This is a genomic window from Lentzea guizhouensis (genome assembly GCF_001701025.1).
GTDB lineage: Bacteria > Actinomycetota > Actinomycetes > Mycobacteriales > Pseudonocardiaceae > Lentzea > Lentzea guizhouensis.
The window spans coordinates 515,830-536,348 of the sequence record NZ_CP016793.1 but is presented as its reverse complement, the minus strand read 5'-3'; the positions used below and the strand labels follow the sequence as shown (position 1 = coordinate 536,348).

At 69.7% G+C, this 20,519-nt stretch carries 17 protein-coding genes; 10 read left to right on the top strand and 7 right to left on the bottom strand.

What is annotated here, in order from left to right; genetic code table 11:
• Window positions 1-37: 37 nt before the first annotated feature.
• Window positions 38-1,243, top strand: coding sequence for a cytochrome P450 (locus BBK82_RS02575; RefSeq protein WP_065913537.1), 1,206 nt, complete (start codon window positions 38-40; stop codon window positions 1,241-1,243).
• On the opposite strand, the gene BBK82_RS02570 is transcribed toward BBK82_RS02575, so the two are convergent.
• Window positions 1,238-2,641, bottom strand: coding sequence for an MFS transporter (locus BBK82_RS02570; protein ID WP_065913536.1), 1,404 nt, complete (start codon window positions 2,639-2,641; stop codon window positions 1,238-1,240). The two genes, BBK82_RS02575 and BBK82_RS02570, sit on opposite strands and share 6 nt — an antisense overlap.
• On the bottom strand, window positions 2,638-3,762 hold the full coding sequence (locus tag BBK82_RS02565; protein WP_065913535.1) for an epoxide hydrolase family protein: 1,125 nt from the start codon (window positions 3,760-3,762) through the stop codon (window positions 2,638-2,640). The genes BBK82_RS02570 and BBK82_RS02565 overlap by 4 nt, the downstream gene beginning before the upstream one ends.
• 117 nt (window positions 3,763-3,879) lie before the next feature.
• On the opposite strand from BBK82_RS02565, the gene BBK82_RS02560 reads away from it, so the two are divergent.
• The 4 genes from BBK82_RS02560 to BBK82_RS02540 all read left to right on the top strand — a co-directional run bounded on the left by BBK82_RS02560 (window position 3,880) and on the right by BBK82_RS02540 (window position 8,561).
• Window positions 3,880-5,127, top strand: a complete 1,248-nt coding sequence (locus tag BBK82_RS02560) for a cytochrome P450 (RefSeq protein WP_065913534.1) — start codon at window positions 3,880-3,882, stop codon at window positions 5,125-5,127.
• Window positions 5,124-6,290 carry an MDR family NADP-dependent oxidoreductase gene (locus BBK82_RS55665; protein WP_218920569.1) on the top strand — a complete coding sequence of 389 codons (1,167 nt, stop codon included), beginning with the start codon at window positions 5,124-5,126 and terminating at the stop codon, window positions 6,288-6,290. Before BBK82_RS02560 ends, BBK82_RS55665 begins: the two co-directional genes overlap by 4 nt.
• A 251-nt stretch (window positions 6,291-6,541) precedes the next feature.
• Window positions 6,542-7,300 (top strand): SDR family NAD(P)-dependent oxidoreductase, encoded by a 759-nt coding sequence (locus BBK82_RS02545; protein WP_065913532.1) that lies wholly within the window; start codon window positions 6,542-6,544, stop codon window positions 7,298-7,300.
• Window positions 7,301-7,328: 28 nt separating this feature from the next.
• On the top strand, window positions 7,329-8,561 hold the full coding sequence (locus tag BBK82_RS02540; protein WP_065913531.1) for a cytochrome P450: 1,233 nt from the start codon (window positions 7,329-7,331) through the stop codon (window positions 8,559-8,561).
• Window positions 8,562-8,618: 57 nt separating this feature from the next.
• Here BBK82_RS02540 and BBK82_RS02535 read toward each other — a convergent pair whose 3' ends face one another.
• Complete coding sequence (locus tag BBK82_RS02535; protein ID WP_065913530.1) at window positions 8,619-10,031, bottom strand: alpha/beta fold hydrolase; 1,413 nt, start codon at window positions 10,029-10,031, stop codon at window positions 8,619-8,621.
• A gap of 796 nt (window positions 10,032-10,827) precedes the next feature.
• On the opposite strand from BBK82_RS02535, the gene BBK82_RS02530 reads away from it, so the two are divergent.
• From BBK82_RS02530 to BBK82_RS02520, 3 genes are read left to right on the top strand one after another with little or no spacing between them, the layout of a single operon-like run.
• Window positions 10,828-11,151 (top strand): 2Fe-2S iron-sulfur cluster-binding protein, encoded by a 324-nt coding sequence (locus BBK82_RS02530; protein WP_065913529.1) that lies wholly within the window; start codon window positions 10,828-10,830, stop codon window positions 11,149-11,151.
• A 13-nt stretch (window positions 11,152-11,164) separates the two neighbouring features.
• On the top strand, window positions 11,165-11,944 hold the full coding sequence (locus BBK82_RS02525; RefSeq protein WP_065913528.1) for an SDR family NAD(P)-dependent oxidoreductase: 780 nt from the start codon (window positions 11,165-11,167) through the stop codon (window positions 11,942-11,944).
• A gap of 1 nt (window position 11,945) precedes the next feature.
• Window positions 11,946-13,166 (top strand): NAD(P)/FAD-dependent oxidoreductase, encoded by a 1,221-nt coding sequence (locus BBK82_RS02520; RefSeq protein WP_065913527.1) that lies wholly within the window; start codon window positions 11,946-11,948, stop codon window positions 13,164-13,166.
• Window positions 13,167-13,187: 21 nt separating this feature from the next.
• On the opposite strand, the gene BBK82_RS02515 is transcribed toward BBK82_RS02520, so the two are convergent.
• Window positions 13,188-13,793 carry a response regulator transcription factor gene (locus BBK82_RS02515; RefSeq protein WP_065913526.1) on the bottom strand — a complete coding sequence of 202 codons (606 nt, stop codon included), beginning with the start codon at window positions 13,791-13,793 and terminating at the stop codon, window positions 13,188-13,190.
• Between the two features lie 108 nt (window positions 13,794-13,901).
• On the opposite strand from BBK82_RS02515, the gene BBK82_RS02510 reads away from it, so the two are divergent.
• Window positions 13,902-14,489 carry a flavodoxin family protein gene (locus BBK82_RS02510; protein WP_065913525.1) on the top strand — a complete coding sequence of 196 codons (588 nt, stop codon included), beginning with the start codon at window positions 13,902-13,904 and terminating at the stop codon, window positions 14,487-14,489.
• Between the two features lie 11 nt (window positions 14,490-14,500).
• Complete coding sequence (locus BBK82_RS02505; RefSeq protein WP_237048011.1) at window positions 14,501-15,502, top strand: ketoacyl-ACP synthase III family protein; 1,002 nt, start codon at window positions 14,501-14,503, stop codon at window positions 15,500-15,502.
• 273 nt (window positions 15,503-15,775) lie between these two features.
• Here the strand turns inward: BBK82_RS02505 and BBK82_RS02500 are convergent, their stop codons facing one another.
• The 3 genes from BBK82_RS02500 to BBK82_RS02490 all read right to left on the bottom strand — a co-directional run bounded on the left by BBK82_RS02500 (window position 15,776) and on the right by BBK82_RS02490 (window position 20,493).
• On the bottom strand, window positions 15,776-18,013 hold the full coding sequence (locus BBK82_RS02500; RefSeq protein ID WP_170067860.1) for a sensor histidine kinase: 2,238 nt from the start codon (window positions 18,011-18,013) through the stop codon (window positions 15,776-15,778).
• 126 nt (window positions 18,014-18,139) lie between these two features.
• Window positions 18,140-18,811: a hypothetical protein gene (locus BBK82_RS02495; RefSeq protein WP_065913522.1), complete on the bottom strand. Its 672-nt coding sequence runs from the start codon at window positions 18,809-18,811 to the stop codon at window positions 18,140-18,142.
• A complete protein-coding gene (locus BBK82_RS02490) occupies window positions 18,808-20,493 on the bottom strand; it encodes a TOMM precursor leader peptide-binding protein (protein WP_335618110.1) in 1,686 nt (561 codons plus the stop codon). Before BBK82_RS02490 ends, BBK82_RS02495 begins: the two co-directional genes overlap by 4 nt.
• Window positions 20,494-20,519: the final 26 nt, after the last annotated feature.

Sequence of the window (20,519 nt, the reverse complement as noted above, 5' to 3'; positions counted from 1 at the left end):
ACCGGCCTTCAGGTCAGGCCTCCTAACGTGCGCAAACATGGCTTCCTTCCCCGTTCCCGGATCCAGCTACCGCGGCCCCGCGCCGGAGTTCGCCGGGTTCCGCGCCACCCAGCCCCTCGTGCGCCTGCCCGCGACCGGCGGTGGGCACTGCTGGGTCGCCACCACCACCGAGTCGGTCCGCGCGGTCCTCGACGACGTGCGGTTCTCCCGCGCGGCCTCGTACGAACCGGACGCGCCAACGTTCCCGGGCCTGTTCCAGGCGCCACCCGGGATGATCATCTCGTTGGACCCGCCCGCGCACACCCGCCTGCGCGACCTCGTCACGCAGGCGTTCTCGGCCGACCGGGTCGAGGCCATGCGCCCGCGGGTCCAGCAGCTCGTCACAGACCTGCTGGACCGGGCGGACGAGGAGTCCCTGGACGGACCGGTGGACCTGCTCGGGAAGTTCACCTTCCCCCTGGCCGTCATCGCGATCAGCGACCTGCTCGGTGTTCCCGCCGGCGAACGCGACACGTTCGCCCGGCTGATCCGGGAGTTCGCCGCGGTGGACGCGCCGGAGACCGCGGCCGCGGCGGGGGAGCAGCTCGGCGAGTACATGGCCGCGCTGGTCTTCGGCAAGCTGCGCGCACCCGGCGACGACGTGCTGTCGGCGTTGACGCAGGTGCGGATCGGCGACGACAAGCTGGAGGTCGGGGAGCTCATCGGCCTCGGTTACACGCTGCTCGGCGCCGGCGGCGACTCCACCGCGTGCCACCTCGCCAGCTCGGTCCTGACGTTGCTGGGGCACCACCGGGACGTCTGGGTGCGGCTGGGCGAGCACCCGGAGGAGGTGCCCGCCGCCGTCGAGGAGCTGCTGCGCTGGATCACGTTGTCCACCAACGACACCACCGGCCTGCCGCGGATCGCGCTGGAGGACGTGACGCTGTTCGGTGTCACGGTTCCGAAGGGGGAAGCGGTGTTCGTGTCGACGAGCTCGGCGAACCGCGACTCCGCGGTGTTCACCGACCCGGACACGCTCGACTTCGGCCGGGGCGGTGAGCACATCGCGTTCGGGCACGGCATCCACCGCTGCCTCGGGGCGCCGCTCGCCCGCATCGAGCTGGTCACCGCACTGCGGGAGCTGACCCGGCGCTTCCCGGCCGCGCGGCTCGCGGTGGCCGAGGAAGCGCTCGAGTGGCAGCGGGCCGACATGAACCACCGCCTGGTGGCGCTGCCGGTCGACCTGCACGGCAAGTGGTCATGATCTCCGCGGCACCGCGAGTGCGGCGAGCGCGCCGCAGAACGTGAAGACGCCGGCGCCGAACAACGCGAGCCCGTAGCCGGACCCGAGGGCGTGCTGCAGCGGTTCTCCCTGCGCCAGCAGGGAGTCCGCCCGCGCCGACGACATCGTCGCGAGCACCACGAGTCCGATCGCGCTGCCCATCTGGCGGATCGTGTTGAGCAGCCCGGACGCGAGACCCGCCTGCTCGCGCGGCACCCCGGAGGTCGCCGCGTTCGTGGTCGCGTTGAGCACCGCGCCCATTCCCAGGCCCAGCAACGTGGTCGGCACCAAGATCGAGCCGAGGAACGTCGACGTCTCGTCCGCTGTGGACACCCACATCAGCCCGGCGCACGCCGTCAGCAGGCCACCGAGCAGCACCGGCCGCGGCCCGACCTTCGGCACGATCCGCGCCACGCCGTAGCCGCCCAGCGCGATGCCGATCGACAACGGCAGGTAACCCAGACCGGTGGCGAGCGGGCTGAAACCCATCACCTGCTGCAGCACCAGGGTGAGGAAGTAGAAGGTGCTGAACAGCGCGGCGATCGCGAAGAACGCCACGACGTTCGCCGCCGTCACCGCGCGGTTGCGGAAGATCCCGAGCGGCATCAACGGGTGGTCGGACACCGTCTGCTGGCGCAGGAAGAACGCGAACAGCACCACCGCGAGAGCGAGCGACCCGGCGACCTGCCACGAACCCCAGCCCAGCTCGTGCGACTGCGCGATGCCGTAGACCAGTGCCATCAGGCCGATCGTCACGGTGAACGCGCCCGGCACGTCCAAGCGCTTGGAGCCGTTGCTCGACGTCTCCGGCACCGCACCGCGGATCATCGCCACCAGCGCGATGCCCAGCGGCACGTTGATCAGCAGCACCCACCGCCAGCCCAGCGACTCGGTGACGATGCCGCCGAGCAGCACGCCGACCGCGCCGGCCGACCCGGACACCGCGCTCCACCAGCCGAACGCCTTGGCGCGCGCCGTCGGATCGGTGAACGTGGTGCCCAGAACCGTGAGCGACGCCGGCGCCATCACGGCCGCCCCGAGCCCTTGGAACCCGCGCGCCGCGATCAGGGTGCCCGGCGAGGTCGCCATGCCACCGACGGCGCTCGCGACCGTGAACAGCGCCGCGCCGAGGAGGAACACCCGGCGCTGGCCGAACAGGTCGGCGAGGCGGCCGCCCAGCAGCAGGAACCCGCACACCGCGATCGTGTACGCGCTGTTGACCCACTGCAGGTCGTGCCGCTCGAAGCGGAGCTCCTCGTAGATCGACGGCAGCGCCACGTTCATGACCGACGCGTCCAGCACGTTCATGAACTGCGCCAGACAGCAGACCGCCAGCACCAGGCCGAGCCTTGTGCCCGGCTTGCCCAGCGTGGCCGTCACGAGCGCACCAGGCGGAAGAACGTCCGCAGCTCCTCGACGAGCACGGCCGGGTTCTCCAGCGCCGGGAAGTGCCCGCCGGACGGCATCTCCTTCCAGTACCGCAGGTCCGTGAACCGGTGCTCGGCCCACGGCTTGGGCATCCGCGCGTCGGCCGGGAACACCGAGAACCCGGTCGGCACGTCGACCTGCGTGAGCGGCGACTTGTTGTAGCTCTCCCAGTACAACCGGCCCGACGACGCGGCCGTGGCGGTGAACCAGCACACCGACACCATGTCGAGGATCCGGTCGCGCGAGATGATCTTCTCGGCGTCACCGTCGTGGTCGCTCCACGACCAGTACTTCTCGCCTGCCCAGCCGAGCTGGCCGACGGGGGAGTCGGTGAGGCCGTACGCCAGCGACTGCGGCTTGGTGTTCATCACCGCCGCGTACGCGGACTCCTTGGCGGCGAACTCCTTGAGGTTCGACAGTCCTCGATAGTCCTCTTGGGACAGTTGCACCTCGCCCTCGGGTGCCGGGGCGAACGGCATCACGAGGTGGATGGCCTCGACGTGGTCCGGCGCGATGTGACCGAGGATGCCGGTGATGAACGAGCCCCAGTCGTTGCCGTGCGCGGAGAACCTGTCGTAGCCGATGCGGCCCATCAGCGTGACGAAGGCCGCGGCGATGCGTTCCAGCGTCCAGCCGGTTCCGGTCGGCTTGTCGCTGAAACCATAGCCGGGCAACGAAGGCGCGACGACGTGGAACGCGTCGGCCGGGTCGGCGGGGTTCGTGAGCGGCTCGATGACGTCGAGGAACTCCGCGACCGAACCGGGCCAGCCGTGCGTGAGCAGCAGCGGCCGCGCGTTCTCGTGCGGGGACCGGGCGTGCAGGAAGTGGATCCCGACCCCGTCGATCTCGGTCTTGAACTGCGGGATGGCGTTGAGGCGCGCTTCCGTGGCACGCCAGTCGTAGACGTCGGCCCAGTACCCGGCCAGCTCGCGCGCGTAGGCCAGCGGCATGCCCTGCGACCAGTCGTCGACCGTCTCCGCGTCCGGCCACCTGGTCGCCGCCAGCCGCCGCTTGAGGTCCGCCAGTTCGGAGTCGGGAACCTCGACCCGGAACGGCACGAGTGCAGTGTCCATGGCGCGAAAGTAGGTCCGGCTGCTCGACTTCTGGTAAACGCGCGACTTTCGAGCGTTCTTCGAGGTGGGCGGGGCAGTGTTCGCCGCGAGCGCCGATCCCGCACCCGGAGGTGTCCCGTGCTGCCCCTCGAACTGGACGAGGAGTTCCCGTTCACCGGTTCCTCCTACCGCGGTCCCGACCCCAAGTACGCCGAGCTGCGCGCCGAGTGCCCCGTTGCCAAGGTGCGCACCAACACCGGCACACCGACCTGGGTGATCACCAAGTACGAAGACGTCCGCGCCGGGCTCGCCGATCCGAGGCTGAGCCGCGCGTTGACGTGCGTCGAGGGTGCTCCCCAGGTCGGTGGCGCCATGACCACCACCCCCGAGATGATCATCTCGCTGGACGGCTCCGAGCACTCCCGGCTGCGCAAGCTGGTGATGGGCGCGTTCACCGTCCGCAAGGTCGAGGCGATGCGCGCGGGCGTGCAGAAGGTGTGCGACGAGCTGCTGGACGCCGTCGAGCTGCGCGGCGGACCGGTCGACCTCGTCGAGGCGCTGTGCGTCCCGCTGCCGTTGACGATCATCGGTGACCTGCTGGGCGTGCCGACCGAGGACCTGAAGATCTTCGAGACCGACGCGCGGGCGTTCGCGACGTTCGACGAGAACGACCCGGAGGCGCCGATGCGCGCGTTCGGGCGGCTCGCCGGCTACGTGATGGGCCTGATCGCGCAGAAGCGCGAGAAGCCCGGCCAGGACATGCTGTCGGACCTGATCTCCGCGCGCGACAACGACGACAAGCTCAGCGAGCAGGAGCTGGTGACGTTCGCGTTCACGTTGATCGGCGCCGGGTTCGACACCGCGGCGAACCAGATCTCCAACTCGGTGCTGGCGCTGCTGCACGACCACCCGGACACCTGGCAGCGGCTCGTCGCCGACCCGGCGCTGATCCCGGCGGCGGTCGAGGAGCTGTTGCGGCACGTCAACCTCTTCGCCACCGACACCACCGGGTTCCACCGGATCGCGGCGGAGGACCTGGAGCTCGGCGGGCAGAAGATCTCGGCGGGTGACGCGGTGTTCTTCGTGCTGTCGTCGGCGAACCGGGACGCCGATGTCTTCGAGAACCCGGACGTGCTCGACATCGACCGCGCTGCCAACCCGCACATCGCGTTCGGCCACGGCGTGCACTACTGCCTCGGCAAGCAGCTGGGGCGCATGGAGATGGCGATCGCCATCGAGGGCCTGACCCGCCGGTTCCCCGACCTCCGGCTCGCGGTGCCGTACGAGGACCTGCGGTGGCACCAGGGCGAGATCAACCACTCGCTCGTCACCTTCCCCGTCACCTGGGGACAACCCGTGTCCGACCATTCTGGGAGAGAGTCATGAGCATCCCCGAGAAGCAGTGGGAGGTCAGGCTCGCCAAGCACGTCGAGAACGACCTGACCCTCGAGCACTTCGACCTCGTCGAGGTGGCCGTCCCCGAACCCGGTGACGGCGAGGTGCTGGTGCGCGTCGACTACGTGTCCGTGGCCGCCGCCTTCAAGGAGTTCATGCGCGCCGACTGCCAGATCCCCGGCGTGCCGCCGTGGAAGCTCGGCGAGCCCGCCGGTGCCGGTGGTGTCGGCACCGTCGTGAAGTCGAACAGCCCCGACCTCGCGGTCGGCGACCTGGTGCAGTCCTTCGGGCCGTGGCAGGAGTACTGGTCGGGGCCCGCGCAGCAGTTCATCAAGCAGAACCCGCACTACGTGCCGTCGCCGGTCTACTTCCTGTCGCAGGGGCCGACCGCGTACTACGGCATGGCGACCATCGCGCAGGCCGGCGAGGGTGACGTCGTGTTCGTCACCGGTGCCGCCGGCGGGGTCGGGTCGCTGGCCGGGCAGATCGCGAAGGCCCGTGGTGCGAAGGTGATCGGCTCGGCCGGGTCGCAGGCGAAGGTCGACTGGCTGGTGAACGAGCTCGGGTTCGACGCCGCGTTCAACTACAAGGACGGCCCGGTGGCCGACCGGCTGCGCGAGCTGGCACCGGACGGCATCAGCGTGTTCTTCGACAACGTCGGTGGCGCAGTTCGAGGCCGCGGTCCAGGCCGCCCGACCGCACGCGCGGTTCGCGTTGTGCGGCGCGCTGGCCAACCAGGCCGGTGGCTCGGACGAGCACCCGCGGCTCGACCTGATGACGGCGATCACGAAGCACCTGGAGATCCGCCCGTTCGCCTGCTACCACCTGCCGGAGCAGATCCAGGACTGGGTGGTCCACTTCGGACAGTGGTTGCAGGAGGGGAAGTTCGTGTTCCCGCACACGATCGTCGAGGGTGGCGTGAAGGCGGCTCCGCAGGCGTTGCTGTCGCTGCTGTCCGGCTCCTACACCGGGAACGTGACGGTCAAGTTCTCCTGAGCGCGGTGATCCTGACGTGCGCCTCGCGGATGGTGCTGCCATCCGCGAGGCGCACTGTCGTGATCCCGGAGCTGACGAACGCGTCGCCGTTGAGCACCGCGTCCTGGTTGATCTCGACGGTGCCCGCAGGATCGGTCATCTCCTCGGTGATCCGGTAGGAGAACGTGCCGGCACCTGTTGCCGTCCAGGTGCCGGATCCCCTGCCGCCCTTGACGAGCGTGGCCGTGCCGTCCTCCGCGAAGTCCAGCTCGCTCTCGGTCTCGCCACCCGGCCGGCCGACCCGTACCCGCCACTGTCCCGCGATCTCCATGCTCCCAGGGTTTCCGTCCCAGCTAGACCTGGACTCAAGGAACACCCAGCAGGGTTGGCGGTGACTGCTCTTACAGGAGAGAAAGAAGCTGGAGGCGTCATGTCGGACGCACCTTTTGCCGGACAGCAGGTCGTCGTGACGGGTGGGGGAACCGGCATCGGCCGCGCGGCGGCGCTGGCGTTCGCCGACCTCGGCGCCGCGAACGTGATCATCACCGGCCGCCGGGAGAACCGGCTCACCGAGGTCGTCGCCCTGCACCCCGCCATCACCGCCGTGGTCGCCGACGTGACCACCGAGGAAGGCGCGGGCAAGGTCGCCGACGCCGTGAAGCTCGGCGGCGGCAAGGTCGACGTGCTCGTGCACAACGCCGGGATCTTCCGCTTCACGCCGGTCGCCGGGTTCGACCTCGGCACCGCCCGCGACGTGCTGGAGACGAACCTGGTCGGCCCGCTGGTGCTGACCGCCGCGTTGCTGCCGCAGCTGACTTCGCCCGGCGGCAGCATCGTGTTCGTCTCGAGCAACGCGGGCCACATCGCCGTGCCCGGCGGTGGCGTGTACGGCGCGAGCAAGGCCGCCGTGGACAGCCTGGTGCGCAGCTGGGCGCTGGAGCTCGCCCCGCAGGGCATCCGCGTCAACGCCGTCGCGCCCGCCGCCGTGCGCACGGAGGTCTACGCGGCCAACGGCCTGAGCCCCGAGGAGGTCGAGGGCTACTTCGGCTTCCAGGCCTCGCAGACCCCGTTGGGGCGCACCGGCGAGGTCGACGACGTCGTCCCGTGGATCACCCGCTTCGCCGAGCCGGCGAGCTCGTGGGTGACCGGTCAGATCATCACGCTCGATGGCGGCGCTGACCTGGCGTGAGCCACTTCGAACCAGGAGGAACCGAAAGATGACCAGCAGCGCCACCGAGCCCGGTGTGGACACGTTCCCGTACAAGCGCCAGTGCCCGTTCACCCCGCCCGCGCAGTACGCGCAGATGGCGGAGGAGGACGTCGTCGAGGTCACGCTGACCGGGTCCGGCCTGCGGATCTGGACGATCAGCGGCTACCACACGATCAAGCAGCTCCTGACCGACCCGCGGATCAGCGCCTCGCGCAAGCACGACAACTTCCCGTTCTACTTCATCGCGCCGCCGGAGTTCCGCACCGAGACGTCGTTCATCGGCTACGACAACCCGGAGCACACCAAGACCCGGCGCAAGGCCGCGGTGACGTTCACGAACCGCCAGGTGAAGCGGCTGCGCGGGCGCATCCAGGAGATCGTCGACGAGTACATCGACAAGATCCTGACGATGACGCCGCCGATCGACTTCCACCGCGAGTTCTCCCTCGCCGTGCCGATGACCGTGATCTGCGAGCTGCTCGGCATCCCGCAGGACGAGCACGACTTCTTCATCGAGCACGGCACCTGTCTGCTGGGCGGCCACTCGACGCCCGAGCAGCGCCAGGCGGCGATCGTCGAGGTGAACGCCTACGTCGACAAGCTGATCACGTTGAAGGAGAAGGAGCCGGGCGAGGACCTGCTGTCCCGCGCGATGGCCGAGTACGCGGCCTCCGGCGAGGAGTACACGCGCCGCGACCTGTTCAACATGATCCGCCTGCTGATGAACGGCGGCCACGAGACCACGGCCTCGATGCTGTCGCTCGGCACCGCCGCGCTGCTGGAGCACCCGGACCAGCTGCAGCTGCTGCTCGACGACCCCGAGGGCATGATCGAGCCGGCCGTCGAGGAGCTCGTGCGCATCGCGACCATCGGCGACACCGCGATCCCGCGGGTGGCGCTGGAGGACATCGAGATCGCCGGCAAGACGATCAAGGCGGGCGACGGCATCCTGTGCCTGGGCCTGAACGGCAACCGCGACCCGGAGATCTTCCCGGAGCCGGAGAAGCTGATCCTGGAACGCGGCACCCGCAAGCACCTCGGGTTCGGGCACGGCCTGCACCACTGCATCGGTGCCGACCTCGCGCGGCTGGAGATGCAGCTGGTGTGGACGACGCTGTTCCAGCGGATCCCGTCGCTGCGACTGGCGAAGCCGTTCCTGGAGATCCCGCGCAAGGAGGGTGCCGTGATCTACGGCCTGTGGGAGCTGCCGGTGACGTGGGACCTGCCGGCCGAGGACTGAGGTCCTCGCACGAAAGGGGCCCCGCACCTCGGTGCGGGGCCCCTTTCTTCATGCTCTTCAATCCTTGGGGATGTCCGGGCGCTTGACGTGACCGGGAATCCGGGTGTGCTTGGACGCGGGCAGCACGCCGTCGACGAGGTAGTCGTCCACCAGGGCGTCGAGAACCTCGTTGCCGGCCAGCGCGTACACCTCGTGGTCACCGGAGTCCTCGATGACGACCAGCGGGTGGTCCAGCAGCGCAGCCAGCACGACACCGCCCTCGTACCGGTCCATCGGGTCGCCGTCCGCCTGCACCACGAGCCCCTTGGGATACCCGCCCTGCCGCAGCTTCGTCGGCGGCTCAAGGCTTTCGAACGTCCGGAACGCCCCGACCCACGGCTGCGCCCGCAGCACGCCATACCCGTACGGGTGCGTGGCGCGGTGCTTGCGGACGTCGGCGTAGTAGACCTCCAGGTCCTGCGGCCAGTACGTCTCCAGCGTGATGGCCTCCAGCACCCCGACCCGCAGGTCACCCTCCTGGTCCTGCGGCCGCCACGTGCCCTGCCCGACGATCAACGTCTTGGCCTTGTCGAGGTTGCCGTCGGCGAGCGCCGTCCTGAGGTCCCCGATGAGGTACCCCAGCGAGTCCCACTGCGCCCGGTCCGTGGCCCGCGTCCCGACCGCGCCGTCGAGCAACGTCCGCAGGTGCACCTGGTCGGCCGCCTCCAGCTCCGCGACCACGTCCTCGATCTCGGCGATGACGGCCTTCTCCTCGGTGCCGAGGTGGAAGTGCCCGTCGCGCTCGGCCGTCCACCGCGCCCACAGCTCGACGTTGCGGTAGACCGCCTCCGCCTGCGTGACGAACTGCTCACGCCAGGTCCACTGTGGATTGATGCACGAGTCGAGCACCGTGCGGTCCAGGTGCTCGGGGAACATCGTCCCGTACACCGCACCCACGTACGTCCCGTACGCGTACCCGACGAACGAGATCTTCTCCTCCCCGAGCACCACCCGGATCAGATCCATGTCACGCGCGGTGTTGCGCGTCGTGATGTGCGGCCGCAACTCCCCGCCGGCCTTCTGACACCCCAGCTCGCGCACCCGCATGTCCTCGGCGAGCTGCGCGAACAGGCTGTCCGGCGGCCGCGAGTCGAACGGCGCCTTGGGAACCGTGACCTCGCTGTACAGCTTGGTGGACTCCCCGTACCCCCGCGGGTCGAACCCGATGAGGTCGTAGGCGGACCGCAACCTCGCCCCGAAGTGCTTGATCAGCCCGAGCCCGTCACCCCCGTCCCCACCGGGCCCGCCGTTCACGGCCAGCAACACCCCGCGCCGCTCACCCGTGGCCCTGAGCCTGGCGAGCGCGATGGTCAGCTTGGGACCGTCCGGGTCCGAGTAGTCGCGTGGCACGACGACCGTCGCGCGTTCAAGGCCGTCCTCGAACGGCGGTGACCAGTTCACCTGCTGGTCGTAGAACTCCTTGAGGGGCACGGTGGAACCTCCGCGTGTGGGTGTGCGCCGACACCCCAGCGTCGCAAGGTTCCCTCGAATGCCACCGGAACCGCTCGCCGCACCACCGGTCTCGCCGCGGGCAGCCGTGCCTTGGCCACCCAACTTCCCACGCCTGCCCGCCTACCCGCCTGTCCGCCCGCTCGCCTGCCTGCCTGCCTGCCCGCCTGCCTGCCCGCCTGCCTGCTGTGCCCGCCTGCCTGCTGTGCCCCTGCCTGCTGCCCCGTGCCTGCCTGCCCCGTGCCTGCCTGCCCCGTGCCTGCCTGCCCCGTGCCTGCCTGCCCCGTGCCTGCCTGCCCCGTGCCTGCCTGCCCCGTGCCTGCCTGCCTGCCCGGCCGCGTCTGCCTGCCCCGTGCCTGCCTACCTCCTTCGGGCCTGCTCCGCGACTGCCTGCCCGCTCCGCGCGTCACCCTCGCCTGTCTGGACTGCCTCGTCCTCGCCCGCCTCCTCCGCTTCTCGTCCTCGACTGCCTCACCCTTCTTCCCCCTCATCCGCTCACCTCAGCGACTCCCCGGCCGCCCCCACCCCCGCGTTTCCTTTTGCGGGACGCGGGCGACCACCACTTCCGGACGTGAACCAGACGACCCCGGACGGGAATCAGGACGAGGACCACCCGTTCGAGTGAACGGCCCGCTCGCCGCCTGCTCGAACCGCGCCCAACTCGAACCGGTAGGTGACCAACTCACCAGGCCGTTCAAGGTGCCCTCCACCGGGCGCAAAGCCCCGCCGAGCAAGGTGGACGGCGTCCGGCGAGCCGCAGATCCGTGGGAGAACTGCCATGCCAAAGATCACTTACGTTTCGCACGACGGCATCGAGACCGTTGTCGACGTTGCCCAGAACGACACCGTGATGCGCGGCGCGGTTCTCAACGGCATCAAGGGAATTGTCGCCCAGTGCGGTGGTGGGGCGTCGTGCGGCACCTGTCACGTGTACGTGGATCCGGAGAACACCAAGCCGTTGTCGCAGATGCACCAGGTCGAGGACGAGCTCCTCTACTTCACGGCCTGCGAGCGCAAGGAGAACAGCCGGCTGAGCTGCCAGCTGCCCGTGACCGATGAGCAGGACGGGCTCGTCGTGCACATGCCCGAGAAGCAACTCTGAGGGAGAGAAGAGCATGAGCAAGCGACGGGTCGCCCTGGTCACGGGCGCCACCAGCGGGATCGGCCTCGAGGTCGCGCGCAGCCTCGGGAACCAGGGGCACGCGGTGTTCGTCGTGGCCCGCAACGCCGAGAACGTGCAGACCACGGTGAAGCAGCTGAAGGAAGAGGGCATCGACGCCGACGGCGCCGCCGCTGACGTCACGTCCACAGAGGACATCCGGAACGCCGTGCAGAAGGCCGTGGACGTCTTCGGGCCGGTCGAGATCCTCGTCAACAACGCCGGCCGCGGCGGTGGCGGCATCACCGCCGAGCTCGACGAGAACCTGTGGCTGGACGTCATCGACACCAACCTCAACGGCGTTTTCCGCTTCACCAAAGAGGTCCTCAGCACCGGCAAGATGACCGAGCAGTCGTGGGGCCGGATCATCAACATCGCTTCCACGGGCGGCAAGCAGGGTGTCGTGTTCGCCGCGCCCTACTCGGCGTCCAAGCACGGCGTCGTCGGCTTCACCAAGGCCGTCGGCATCGAGCTCGCGAAGTCCGGCATCACCGTCAACGCCGTGTGCCCCGGTTACGTCGAGACGCCGATGGCGACGAAGGTCCGGCAGGGCTACGCGAACCACTGGGGTGTCACCGAGGACGAGGTCCTCGAGAAGTTCAACGCCAAGATCCCGCTGGGTCGGTACAGCACGCCGGAAGAGGTCGCCGGTCTCGTGACGTACCTGACCACGGACACCGCGTCCTCGATCACCGCGCAGGCGCTCAACGTCTGCGGCGGGCTGGGCAACTACTGACATGCGCGGCGAGTCGGTAGTCGTCGTCGGGGCCGGGCAGGCGGGCTGCCAGGTCGCGGTGTCCCTGCGCGAGCAGGGGCACCGCGGCCCCATCACGATCGTCGGGGACGAGCCCGCGAAGCCCTACCAGCGGCCCCCGCTCACGAAGGCCTACCTGGCGGGGGAGACCGACCTCGCCGGACTGAGCCTGCGGCAGGACTCCTACTACGAGGACCACGGCATCAAGGTCCTCACGAACGAGCGGGTGCTGGGCGTCGACCGGGCGGCGCGGGTGGCGGTGCTCGGGTGTGCGCGCACGATCGGCTACGACCACCTGGTGTTCGCCACGGGGGCGCGGCCGCGGCCGTTGCCCATTCCCGGCGCCGAGCACGTGCTGAACCTGCGCACGGCCGCCGACGCGGACGAGATCCGCAAGAGGCTGCACAACCAGGTCGGGCTCGACGTCGTCGTCATCGGCGGCGGGTTCATCGGCCTCGAGTTCGCCGCCGTGGTGCGCAAGCTGCGCCACGAGGTCACCGTCGTCGAGACCCAGCCGCAGGTGATGCAGCGGGCGGTCACCAAGGACACCGCGCAGCAGCTCGTCAACCGGCACCGGTCGGAAGGCGTGCAGATCCTGACCGGCACCGGCGTCGCCTCCGTCAAGGAAGGCCTCGTCGAGCTGACCGACGGCACGGTGCTGGTGGCCGACCTCGTGGTCGCCGGCATCGGCGTCATCCCCAACACCGAGGTCGCGCAACGCTCCGGGCTCGCCACCGACAACGGCATCGTCGTCGACGCCCACCTGCGCACGGTCGACCCGCGGGTGCACGCGGTCGGCGACTGCGCGCGGTTCGCCAGCACGATCACCGGTGGGCTCACCCGCGTGGAATCCGTCCAGAACGCCACCGACCAGGCGATCTGCGTGGCGAACGCGATCCTCGGCAGTGCGGAGCCCTACACCGCGCTGCCGTGGTTCTGGAGCGACCAGTACGACGTGAAGCTGCAGATCGCGGGACTCACCGACGGACACGACCACGCGGTCACCGTCGGCGACCCGGCGGAGGGCCGGTTCTCGGTGTTCTGCTTCCGCGGCGGCAGGCTGGCCGGGGTCGAGGCCTACAACAAGCCGATCGACTTCATCATGGCCCGCCGGGTCCTGGAACAGGGCAACGCGCTCACGCCCGAGATCGTCGCCAGGCCCGGATTCGACCTGCGCAGCAGCATGCAGCAGCAGGCAGCGTGAGACATGCCGTCCGCGGAACCGTCACAGCCAACCGGCGTCGTCGGCGATGCGGATGGCGTCCACCCTGTTGCGGGCGTTGAGCTTCGTCATGATGGTCGTCAGGTAGTTGCGCACCGTGCCGACCGACAGCGACAGCGCGGTCGCGATGTCCGGCGCGTCGGCACCGTTGGCGGCCATCCGCAGCACCTCGACCTCGCGGTCGGTGAGCGGGCACTCGCCGCGGTCCCACGCGGCCAGCGCGAGCTGGCTGTCCACCACCCGCTCACCGGCGGCCACGCGGCGGATCGCGTCGGCGAGCTCACCGGGCGGCGCGTCCTTCAGCAGAAAGCCGTCCACCCTGGCCGCCAACGCCCGCCGCAACGTCCCCGGCCGGCCGAGCGAGGTCAACATCAACGTCCTGACCTGCGGCATCGTCTCGCGGATCGTCGACGCGGCGGTCAGCCCGTCGAGGATCGGCAGGTCGATGTCGATCACGCAGACGTCCGGGCGGTGCTGCCGGGCGGCCGGAACGATCTTGTCACCGGAGCTCACCTCGGCCACGACCTCGATGTCCGGTTCGAGGTTGAGCAGCGCGATGAGAGCACCGCGCACCATGTGCATGTCCTCCGCGAGCAGAACCCTGATCATCGCGCCCCTCCGCGCGACACCATATCTCCCAACGTTCATGTCGCGCTCCACGCCACATCAAGGCGACCCGACCAGGGTGGTGAGAGCTGCCTTGCGAAGGGATGCGCCATGGAACGCAGCGTCAACGTGACAGTCGTGTACTACTCCTCGACCGGAACGATCCACCGCCTGGCCACCGAGATGGTCGAGACGGCGGAGAAGCACGGCGCTGAGGTGCGGCTGGTGCGCGCGGCGGAGCTGGCGCCCGCCACCGCGATCGAGTCGCGGCCCGCCTGGAAGGCGCACCTGCTCGACACCGCGGACGTGCCCGTCGCGGCCGTCGACGACGTGCTGTGGGCCGACGCCGTCGTCTTCGGCACGCCCACCCGCTTCGGCAACGTCTCGGCGCAGCTCAAGCAGTTCATCGACACCCTCGGCCCCGCCTGGTTCAGCGGCCTGCTCGCCAACAAGGTCTACAGCGCCTTCACCTCGGGCGGCAGCGTGCACGGCGGCATGGAGACCACGCTCGTCTCGATCTACAACATGGTCTGCCACTTCGGCGGCATCATCGTTCCGCCCGGTGGCGACTTCAACCCCTACGGCACGTCCCACGTGCTGGGTGCGGACAACCGGCCGGTCTGCGACGTGGTGTTGCGGGCCGCCCAGGTGCAGGCAGAACGCGTCGTGCGGGTCGCACGCGCGCTGAAGGAGGTCTGACCGCGGTGCGAGTGAAGGATGTTTTCGTCAACGGCACCGGCGTGCGCCTGCCGGCGACGCTGACGGTCGCGGACGCGATCGCGTCGGGGGAGTGCGAGCCGAAGCTCGTCGCCCGCACGGACGTCGAGTCGGTCGCGGTGTCCCCGACCGAGTCGGCGGCCGAGATGGCCGTCGCGGCGGCCCAGATCGCGTTGAACCGCGCGGGCTCCGCGCCCGACGACGTCGACCTGATCCTGCACGCCACCACCTACCACCAGGGCCAGGACCTGTGGCCGGTCGGTTCCTACATCCAGCGCGAGACGGTCAGGAACTCCTGTCTGGCACTGGAGATCCGGCAGATGTCCAACGGTGGCATGGCGGCGCTGGACCTCGCCGTGTCGTACCTGGTCGCACGGCCCGGCCGCGACGCCCTGCTGACCACCTCGGACCGCTTCTGCCTGCCCGGCATCGACCGCTGGCGCACGGACCCCGGAACCCCTTACGGCGACGGCGCGTCGGCGCTCGTGCTGTCCACCCGCGGCGGGTACGCGAAGCTGCTGTCGCTGGCCATCAACGCGGACTCCGACCTGGAACCACTGCACCGCGGCGACGTCCCGTTCGGTCTCGCGCCCTTCTCCCACCGCATCCCGGTGGACTTCGAGGAGGCCAAGCACACGTTCAGCCGCGAGTTCGGCCTGTCCTACGGCATCAACAAGGCCAACGCGGGCCAGGCGCGCACGGTCGAGGAGGCGTTGTCCGACGCCGACATGAAGATGGGCGACGCGGACTGGGTGATCCTGCCGCACTTCGGCCGCCGCCGCCTCGACGTGAACTACCTGCGCCCCTACGACATCGAGCCGGAACGCACCACCTGGGAGTGGAGCCGCACGGTCGGCCACCTCGGCGCGGGCGACCAGTTCGCGAGCTTCGACCACCTCGTGCAGAGCGGCAAGGCGGAGCCCGGGCAGCGGATCGTCATGGTCGGCGTCGGCGCGGGTTACAGCTGGGGCTGCGCGGTCCTGGAGATGGTCTGACGCGTCGACTGGGAAACAGCCGGGCATGAACGCCGGTGGTGAAGGGGTCACCCACACCGCCGGCGTTCGTGCTCGGCACAGCTGTTATCCCAGTTCTCGCGTTCGTTAGACCCTGTCACGTTCGTGCTGGGCTTCAGCTGTTTCGCAGCTCTCGCGTTCGTTAGACGCTGTCACATTCGCTAGAGACTGTCACACTCGTGAGAACCTGTAATGAACATGACACTGCAAGACGAGCTCGACTCCCGTCTGCTCAGGGTGTGCTGCTCGGTGGCCTCAGTTGGCCGGCAGCGGGATCTCCGCGCGCAACCGGAACTTCTGGTCGGGCAGCAGTCCCGCGTGCAGCTCACCGCCGAGCGCCCGGACGCGGGTGGTGAGGTTGCCGATCCCGCTGCCGTCGCGGGAGCTCCGCGCGCTGTCGGAGATCCCGTCGTTGACGATGTCCATCCGCACGAGCTCCGCGTTGCGGCACAGCGAGATCTCGCAGTGCTCGGCCTTGCTGTGGCGCAGCAGGTTCGTCACGCCCTCGCGCAGCACGGTCGCGAGCGTCACCGTCACGTCCTTGGGCAGCCTGTCGCACGCCTCGATGCGCACCGTGACCTCGATGTCGGCCGCGGCCAGCAACGCCTGCGCCGACTGCGTCTCCTCGTCGAACGACAGCTCGCGGTAGCTCAGCGCCACCGACCGCACGTCCGCCAGCGCCTGGCGGGAGATCTCCAGCACCTCGGTGAGCTCCTGGCGCGCCCGATCCTGGTCGATCGTGACCAGCCGGTGCGTGAGCTCGCTCTTCAACGTGATGGCCGACAGGCTGTAGCCGAGCAGGTCGTGCAGGTCGCGGGCGAACCGCAGCCGTTCCTGCGCGACCGCCGCCGTGGCCAGCTCCTCGCGCGCCTCGTGCAGCTCGCTCACCATCGACCGCAGCCGGGTCAGCGCGTACAGCACCAGCCCGTGGTTCATCACGGAGTACAAGCCGTAGGCGAGCCAGAAGAAGCCGGGGTCGAACCCGATCCACATCATGAGCAGCTGCGTGACGACCACCGCGAAGAACGCCATCCAGCCGACCGGGCGGGGCAGCAGCAGCGCCGCGGCTCCGGCGAGGAAGCCGGCCACGCCCATGAGCGGGTTGCCGTACATCCAGACCGGCACGTACACGCAGACGGCCATCGCGGCGAGCACCAGTAGGCTGCTCGCCAGGTTCAACCGGACGCGCGGACGGCCGACCAGGCTCAGCACCAGCCCGACCTCGACCGCGGTGGCGAGCACCGCGACCGCCATCCCCGGCAGTCCGATGCGGGGGTAGTCGAAGGCCACCTGGGACAGCGACATGAGGCCGTAGCCGACCACCACCACGGTGAACAGCACCTGGGCGAACCGCGCCGCCATCGGCTGACCCGCCGGTCGTGCGTCGCCCGCCGGTTCCTGCGGTGCCGGCTCGACCGGTACCTCGGCGTGCAGGCGGTAGGTGCCGTCCGAGGAGGTCCGGGCGAACAGGGAACCGCCGATGGCCATCGCGCGCGTGGCGAGGTTGGTGAGGCCACTGCCCCGCTCGGTGCCGACCTCGGCGGGAGCGCCGTCGTTGACGATGTCGATGGACACCGCCCCGCCTGCACTCGAGATGGTGATGGCGCAGCGGGTGGCCTCGCTGTGCCGCAGCAGGTTCGTCACGCCTTCGCGCAGCACCGTCGCGAGCACGGTCCTGGACCGCGGCGAGAGCTCCGGGTGGTCCGTCTCGATCGTGGTCGCGACGCCGGCCGCGGTCAGCACGGAGCACGCCGACTCGATCTCGTCGGCCAGCGACAGCTCGCGGTAGCTCGACGCCACCGCGCGAACGTCCGTCAGGGCCTCCCGCGCGATGCCGAGGACCTCGGCCAGCTCCCGCAGGGCGCGTTCGGTGTGCGTACCGAGCATCTTGCGGGCCAGCTCCACCTTCAGCGTGATGGCCGAGAGGCTGAACCCGAGCAGGTCGTGCAGGTCGCGGGCGAACCGCAGCCGCTCCTGCGACACCGCCAGCGCGGCGAGCTCGGAGCGGACGGTCTCCAGCTGCTCCACCAGTGACGGCAGCCGGGACAACCCGTACACGACCAGGCCGGCGACCATCGACGCGATCATGTAGTAGATCTGCGAGGAGACGTCGTCGGCGTACCAGGCCTGGATGCCGCCGTTGCCCAGTGCCACCGCGAAGAAGACGAGCCACCGCACCCGGCCGGGCAGCACCAGCAGGGAGCTGCCCGCGAGGAAGCCGGGCATGTTGTTCAGCTCGTCCGGGAAGAACGCCAGCGGTGCGTACACCAGCACCGCCATCGCGCCCAGTGCCAGGTACGCCCTGCCGGAACGCAGGTTCGCACCGGGTCTGCTGAACACCCGCAGCTGCAGGTACCCGATTGCGAGCAGGCAGGCGAGGGAGCCGGCGATCCTGCCGGGCGTCGCACCGATCTTGATTACGTCGAGGAAGTTGTCGAGCAGGTAGTTGGCGAACACCACGCTGATCACGAAGTACGCCAAACGACGGGACACCGATGAGCGTTCCTGTCGCACCGTCACAGCAGCTCCCACACGAGGTTCGGGACGCGGCCATGATACGGGCGGGACCTGTGATTTCCCGTGTTTCCGGCTGACCGATCGGAGCAACATGGCGACCGCTCAGTTCTCTGTTGTGACCACTAGTCCCGCACCGGCCAGGTACGCGATGACGTCGGCGACGAGCTCCTCGTCGACCTGCAGCGCCTCCGCGACCTGAGCGACCGTGGTCTCGGCGTCGAGCAACGCCTTGGTGATCTCGGTGGCGGGCGCGCTGTGCAGGATCACCTGGTACGGCTGGCCGGAGCACACCAGCGCCTGGTCGCCGTTCAGCCGCTCGATCTCGGTGCCGGGCCGCAGGGTGACCACGTCGTCGTCACCGAGGTGGGGGAGCGAGAACACCGCGTTGCCGGTCACCGCGACGACCGACAGGATCGGGCCGGCGCCGTCGTTGAGCCCGAGCGAGGGCACGACACAACCACCCAGCTGGTCCAGCGTGTTCTTGAGCTTGCGCCAGATCAGGCACGGCCCCGAGCCGGTCTTCCAGCGCACGAAGTTGTCGTGCAGGGCGGAGATGTTCTCCAGCGCGACCGGTCCGAGGCTCATCCGGTGCAACGCCTCGCGCACCAGCGGACTGGTGTCCGCGAGCTCGATGGCGCCCCACCTGCCGTGCACGGTGAGCGTGTCACCCCCCTCGTCGACGAAGGCGTCCTCCAGCAAGGACCACAGCGGGCGGCCGGACGGGATGTGCGACTGCGTGGTCACCGCGGCGCCTCCGCTCTGCGTGGTGCTCACATGAACAAGGGAATCGGGTTGAGCTCGTCGTACCGGCGGGGTTCGGTCAGCAGACCCAGTTGTACAGGTACGTCGTAGAGGCGCCCTTGAGCGAACCTCGACCAGAAGTGCCGCAGTCCCGGTACCACGACCCGTACCACCGGCAGTTCGACGTCGGGCCTGGTCTGGTCGAGCACCAGCAGCTCCATGCCCTTGCCCTCCAGGGTCGCCTGGATCGCGCGGATGTCGTCGGCGAGGTCCTCGCGGTGGGTGTAGGTGTGGTGGGACGGAGCACGCCGCGGCACGGCCGGGTCGGGCGCGAGCCACCGGTGGTCGGCGAGCCGGGTCGTCTCGAACCAGCGTCGCATGTCGATGTCGAACACGTTCATGTCCACCGGGTCGCAGACCATCGGCATGCACTGGTTCAGCTCGGTGAGTGCCCGGCGCGCCGCGATCCGCGGGTCCAGGTGCGCGCCGCAACCGAACATGATGTCCTCACGCGGCCCGCCGGTGCGGCGGGACACCGCCACCATCGCGGGCACGCCCAGGTCCGAGGTGACGTCGAGCAGCCACACCTCGCGGCCGAGGTTCGCGTGCACCTCGCGGAGCTCGTCGACCCACGGGTCGTGGAACGCGTCCAGGTCCATCGCCGGCATCGATGTGCGGTTGTACCACCAGATGGCGACCGCGTCGCGTTCGACGAGTTCCAGAAGCCCCTGCAGCACGGCGTCTTCCAGGCTGCTGCCGGCGGCACAACCGTTGGAGTTGGCGGTGATGCTCGGTGGGCAGGGCGCACCGAAGTAGAGCATGCCGGTGGGCAGGAACTTGTGCCGCTGTTCGGTCAACGACCACAGCGGGGTCCAGTCCATCACCTCGTCCTCGTCGAACGGGGTGGTGACGTGCTGGAAGGCGGAGTGGTTCGCGTTCCACCCGTCGCGGTCCTCGAACTGCCGCGGGTGGTACAGCTGCACGGAGTCGGGATGGATCGCCTGGTCGCCCAGTGAGGAGTAGCTGCCGCTCACGCGCGCCTCCTCGCCGACGAACGCGCCGCTGCGCCGTTCGACGGCCTCGCACAGCGCGCCGACCTCGGCGTCGAGCGGCGTGACCCCCTTGCCCCCGCTGTCCGCCCGCAACGCCGAACGCAGCCCCTCGATGCCTTCGCCCGCGGCGGCGATGTTCGACCCGGACCGGAAGGAGTTGAAGAACGCGGGCCCGTGCTCGTCGCGGCGGATCTCCCGCACGATCCCGGTGACCGGGCCGATGAGGTGCCGGTAGGTGTCGAGCACCTCCTGCGGCGACGACGACCGGTGGCCGCCGCCGTCGCAGGAGGTCTTCACGCGACTCGTGAGTTCGACCGGCTCGAACGCCCTGCGCGCGACAACTCCGGGGTCACCGCAGCCGGAACACTGCGGACGGTGCCGCACGTCGTGCTGCGTGACCTTCATCGTCAGGCTGTCGTAGCTCCAGATGGAGCGCTGCCCGTCGTGCCGCAGGCCCGCGAGCCACTTGGTGGCCTCGACCGAGGCGATGTCCAGTGCCATCGCGCGCAGCGACGGCAGTCCGATCGCGGGCCGCGGCGCGGGGCCACGTTGCCCGCACCGCGCCCGCACGTGGGCCTCCGCCTTGCGGTTGGCCGACAGGCGGATGGCCAGGCAACGCCAGCACGGGCCGTCGCCGGGGGAGAAGAAAGGACCGACGCACACCTGCGCGCCGACCGGCTTGACCAGCA

What these genes read in the sequence shown, in the direction of transcription:
- BBK82_RS55665 (WP_218920569.1), top strand. Translation starts at nt 5,124, where the DNA reads ATGAGCATCCCCGAGAAGCAGTGGGAGGTCAGGCTCGCCAAGCACGTC.
- BBK82_RS02530 (WP_065913529.1), top strand. Translation starts at nt 10,828, where the DNA reads ATGCCAAAGATCACTTACGTTTCGCACGACGGCATCGAGACCGTTGTC.
- BBK82_RS02540 (WP_065913531.1), top strand. Translation starts at nt 7,329, where the DNA reads ATGACCAGCAGCGCCACCGAGCCCGGTGTGGACACGTTCCCGTACAAG.
- BBK82_RS02510 (WP_065913525.1), top strand. Translation starts at nt 13,902, where the DNA reads ATGGAACGCAGCGTCAACGTGACAGTCGTGTACTACTCCTCGACCGGA.
- BBK82_RS02575 (WP_065913537.1), top strand. Translation starts at nt 38, where the DNA reads ATGGCTTCCTTCCCCGTTCCCGGATCCAGCTACCGCGGCCCCGCGCCG.
- BBK82_RS02520 (WP_065913527.1), top strand. Translation starts at nt 11,946, where the DNA reads ATGCGCGGCGAGTCGGTAGTCGTCGTCGGGGCCGGGCAGGCGGGCTGC.
- BBK82_RS02525 (WP_065913528.1), top strand. Translation starts at nt 11,165, where the DNA reads ATGAGCAAGCGACGGGTCGCCCTGGTCACGGGCGCCACCAGCGGGATC.
- BBK82_RS02515 (WP_065913526.1), bottom strand. Translation starts at nt 13,793, where the DNA reads ATGATCAGGGTTCTGCTCGCGGAGGACATGCACATGGTGCGCGGTGCT.
- BBK82_RS02545 (WP_065913532.1), top strand. Translation starts at nt 6,542, where the DNA reads ATGTCGGACGCACCTTTTGCCGGACAGCAGGTCGTCGTGACGGGTGGG.
- BBK82_RS02565 (WP_065913535.1), bottom strand. Translation starts at nt 3,762, where the DNA reads ATGGACACTGCACTCGTGCCGTTCCGGGTCGAGGTTCCCGACTCCGAA.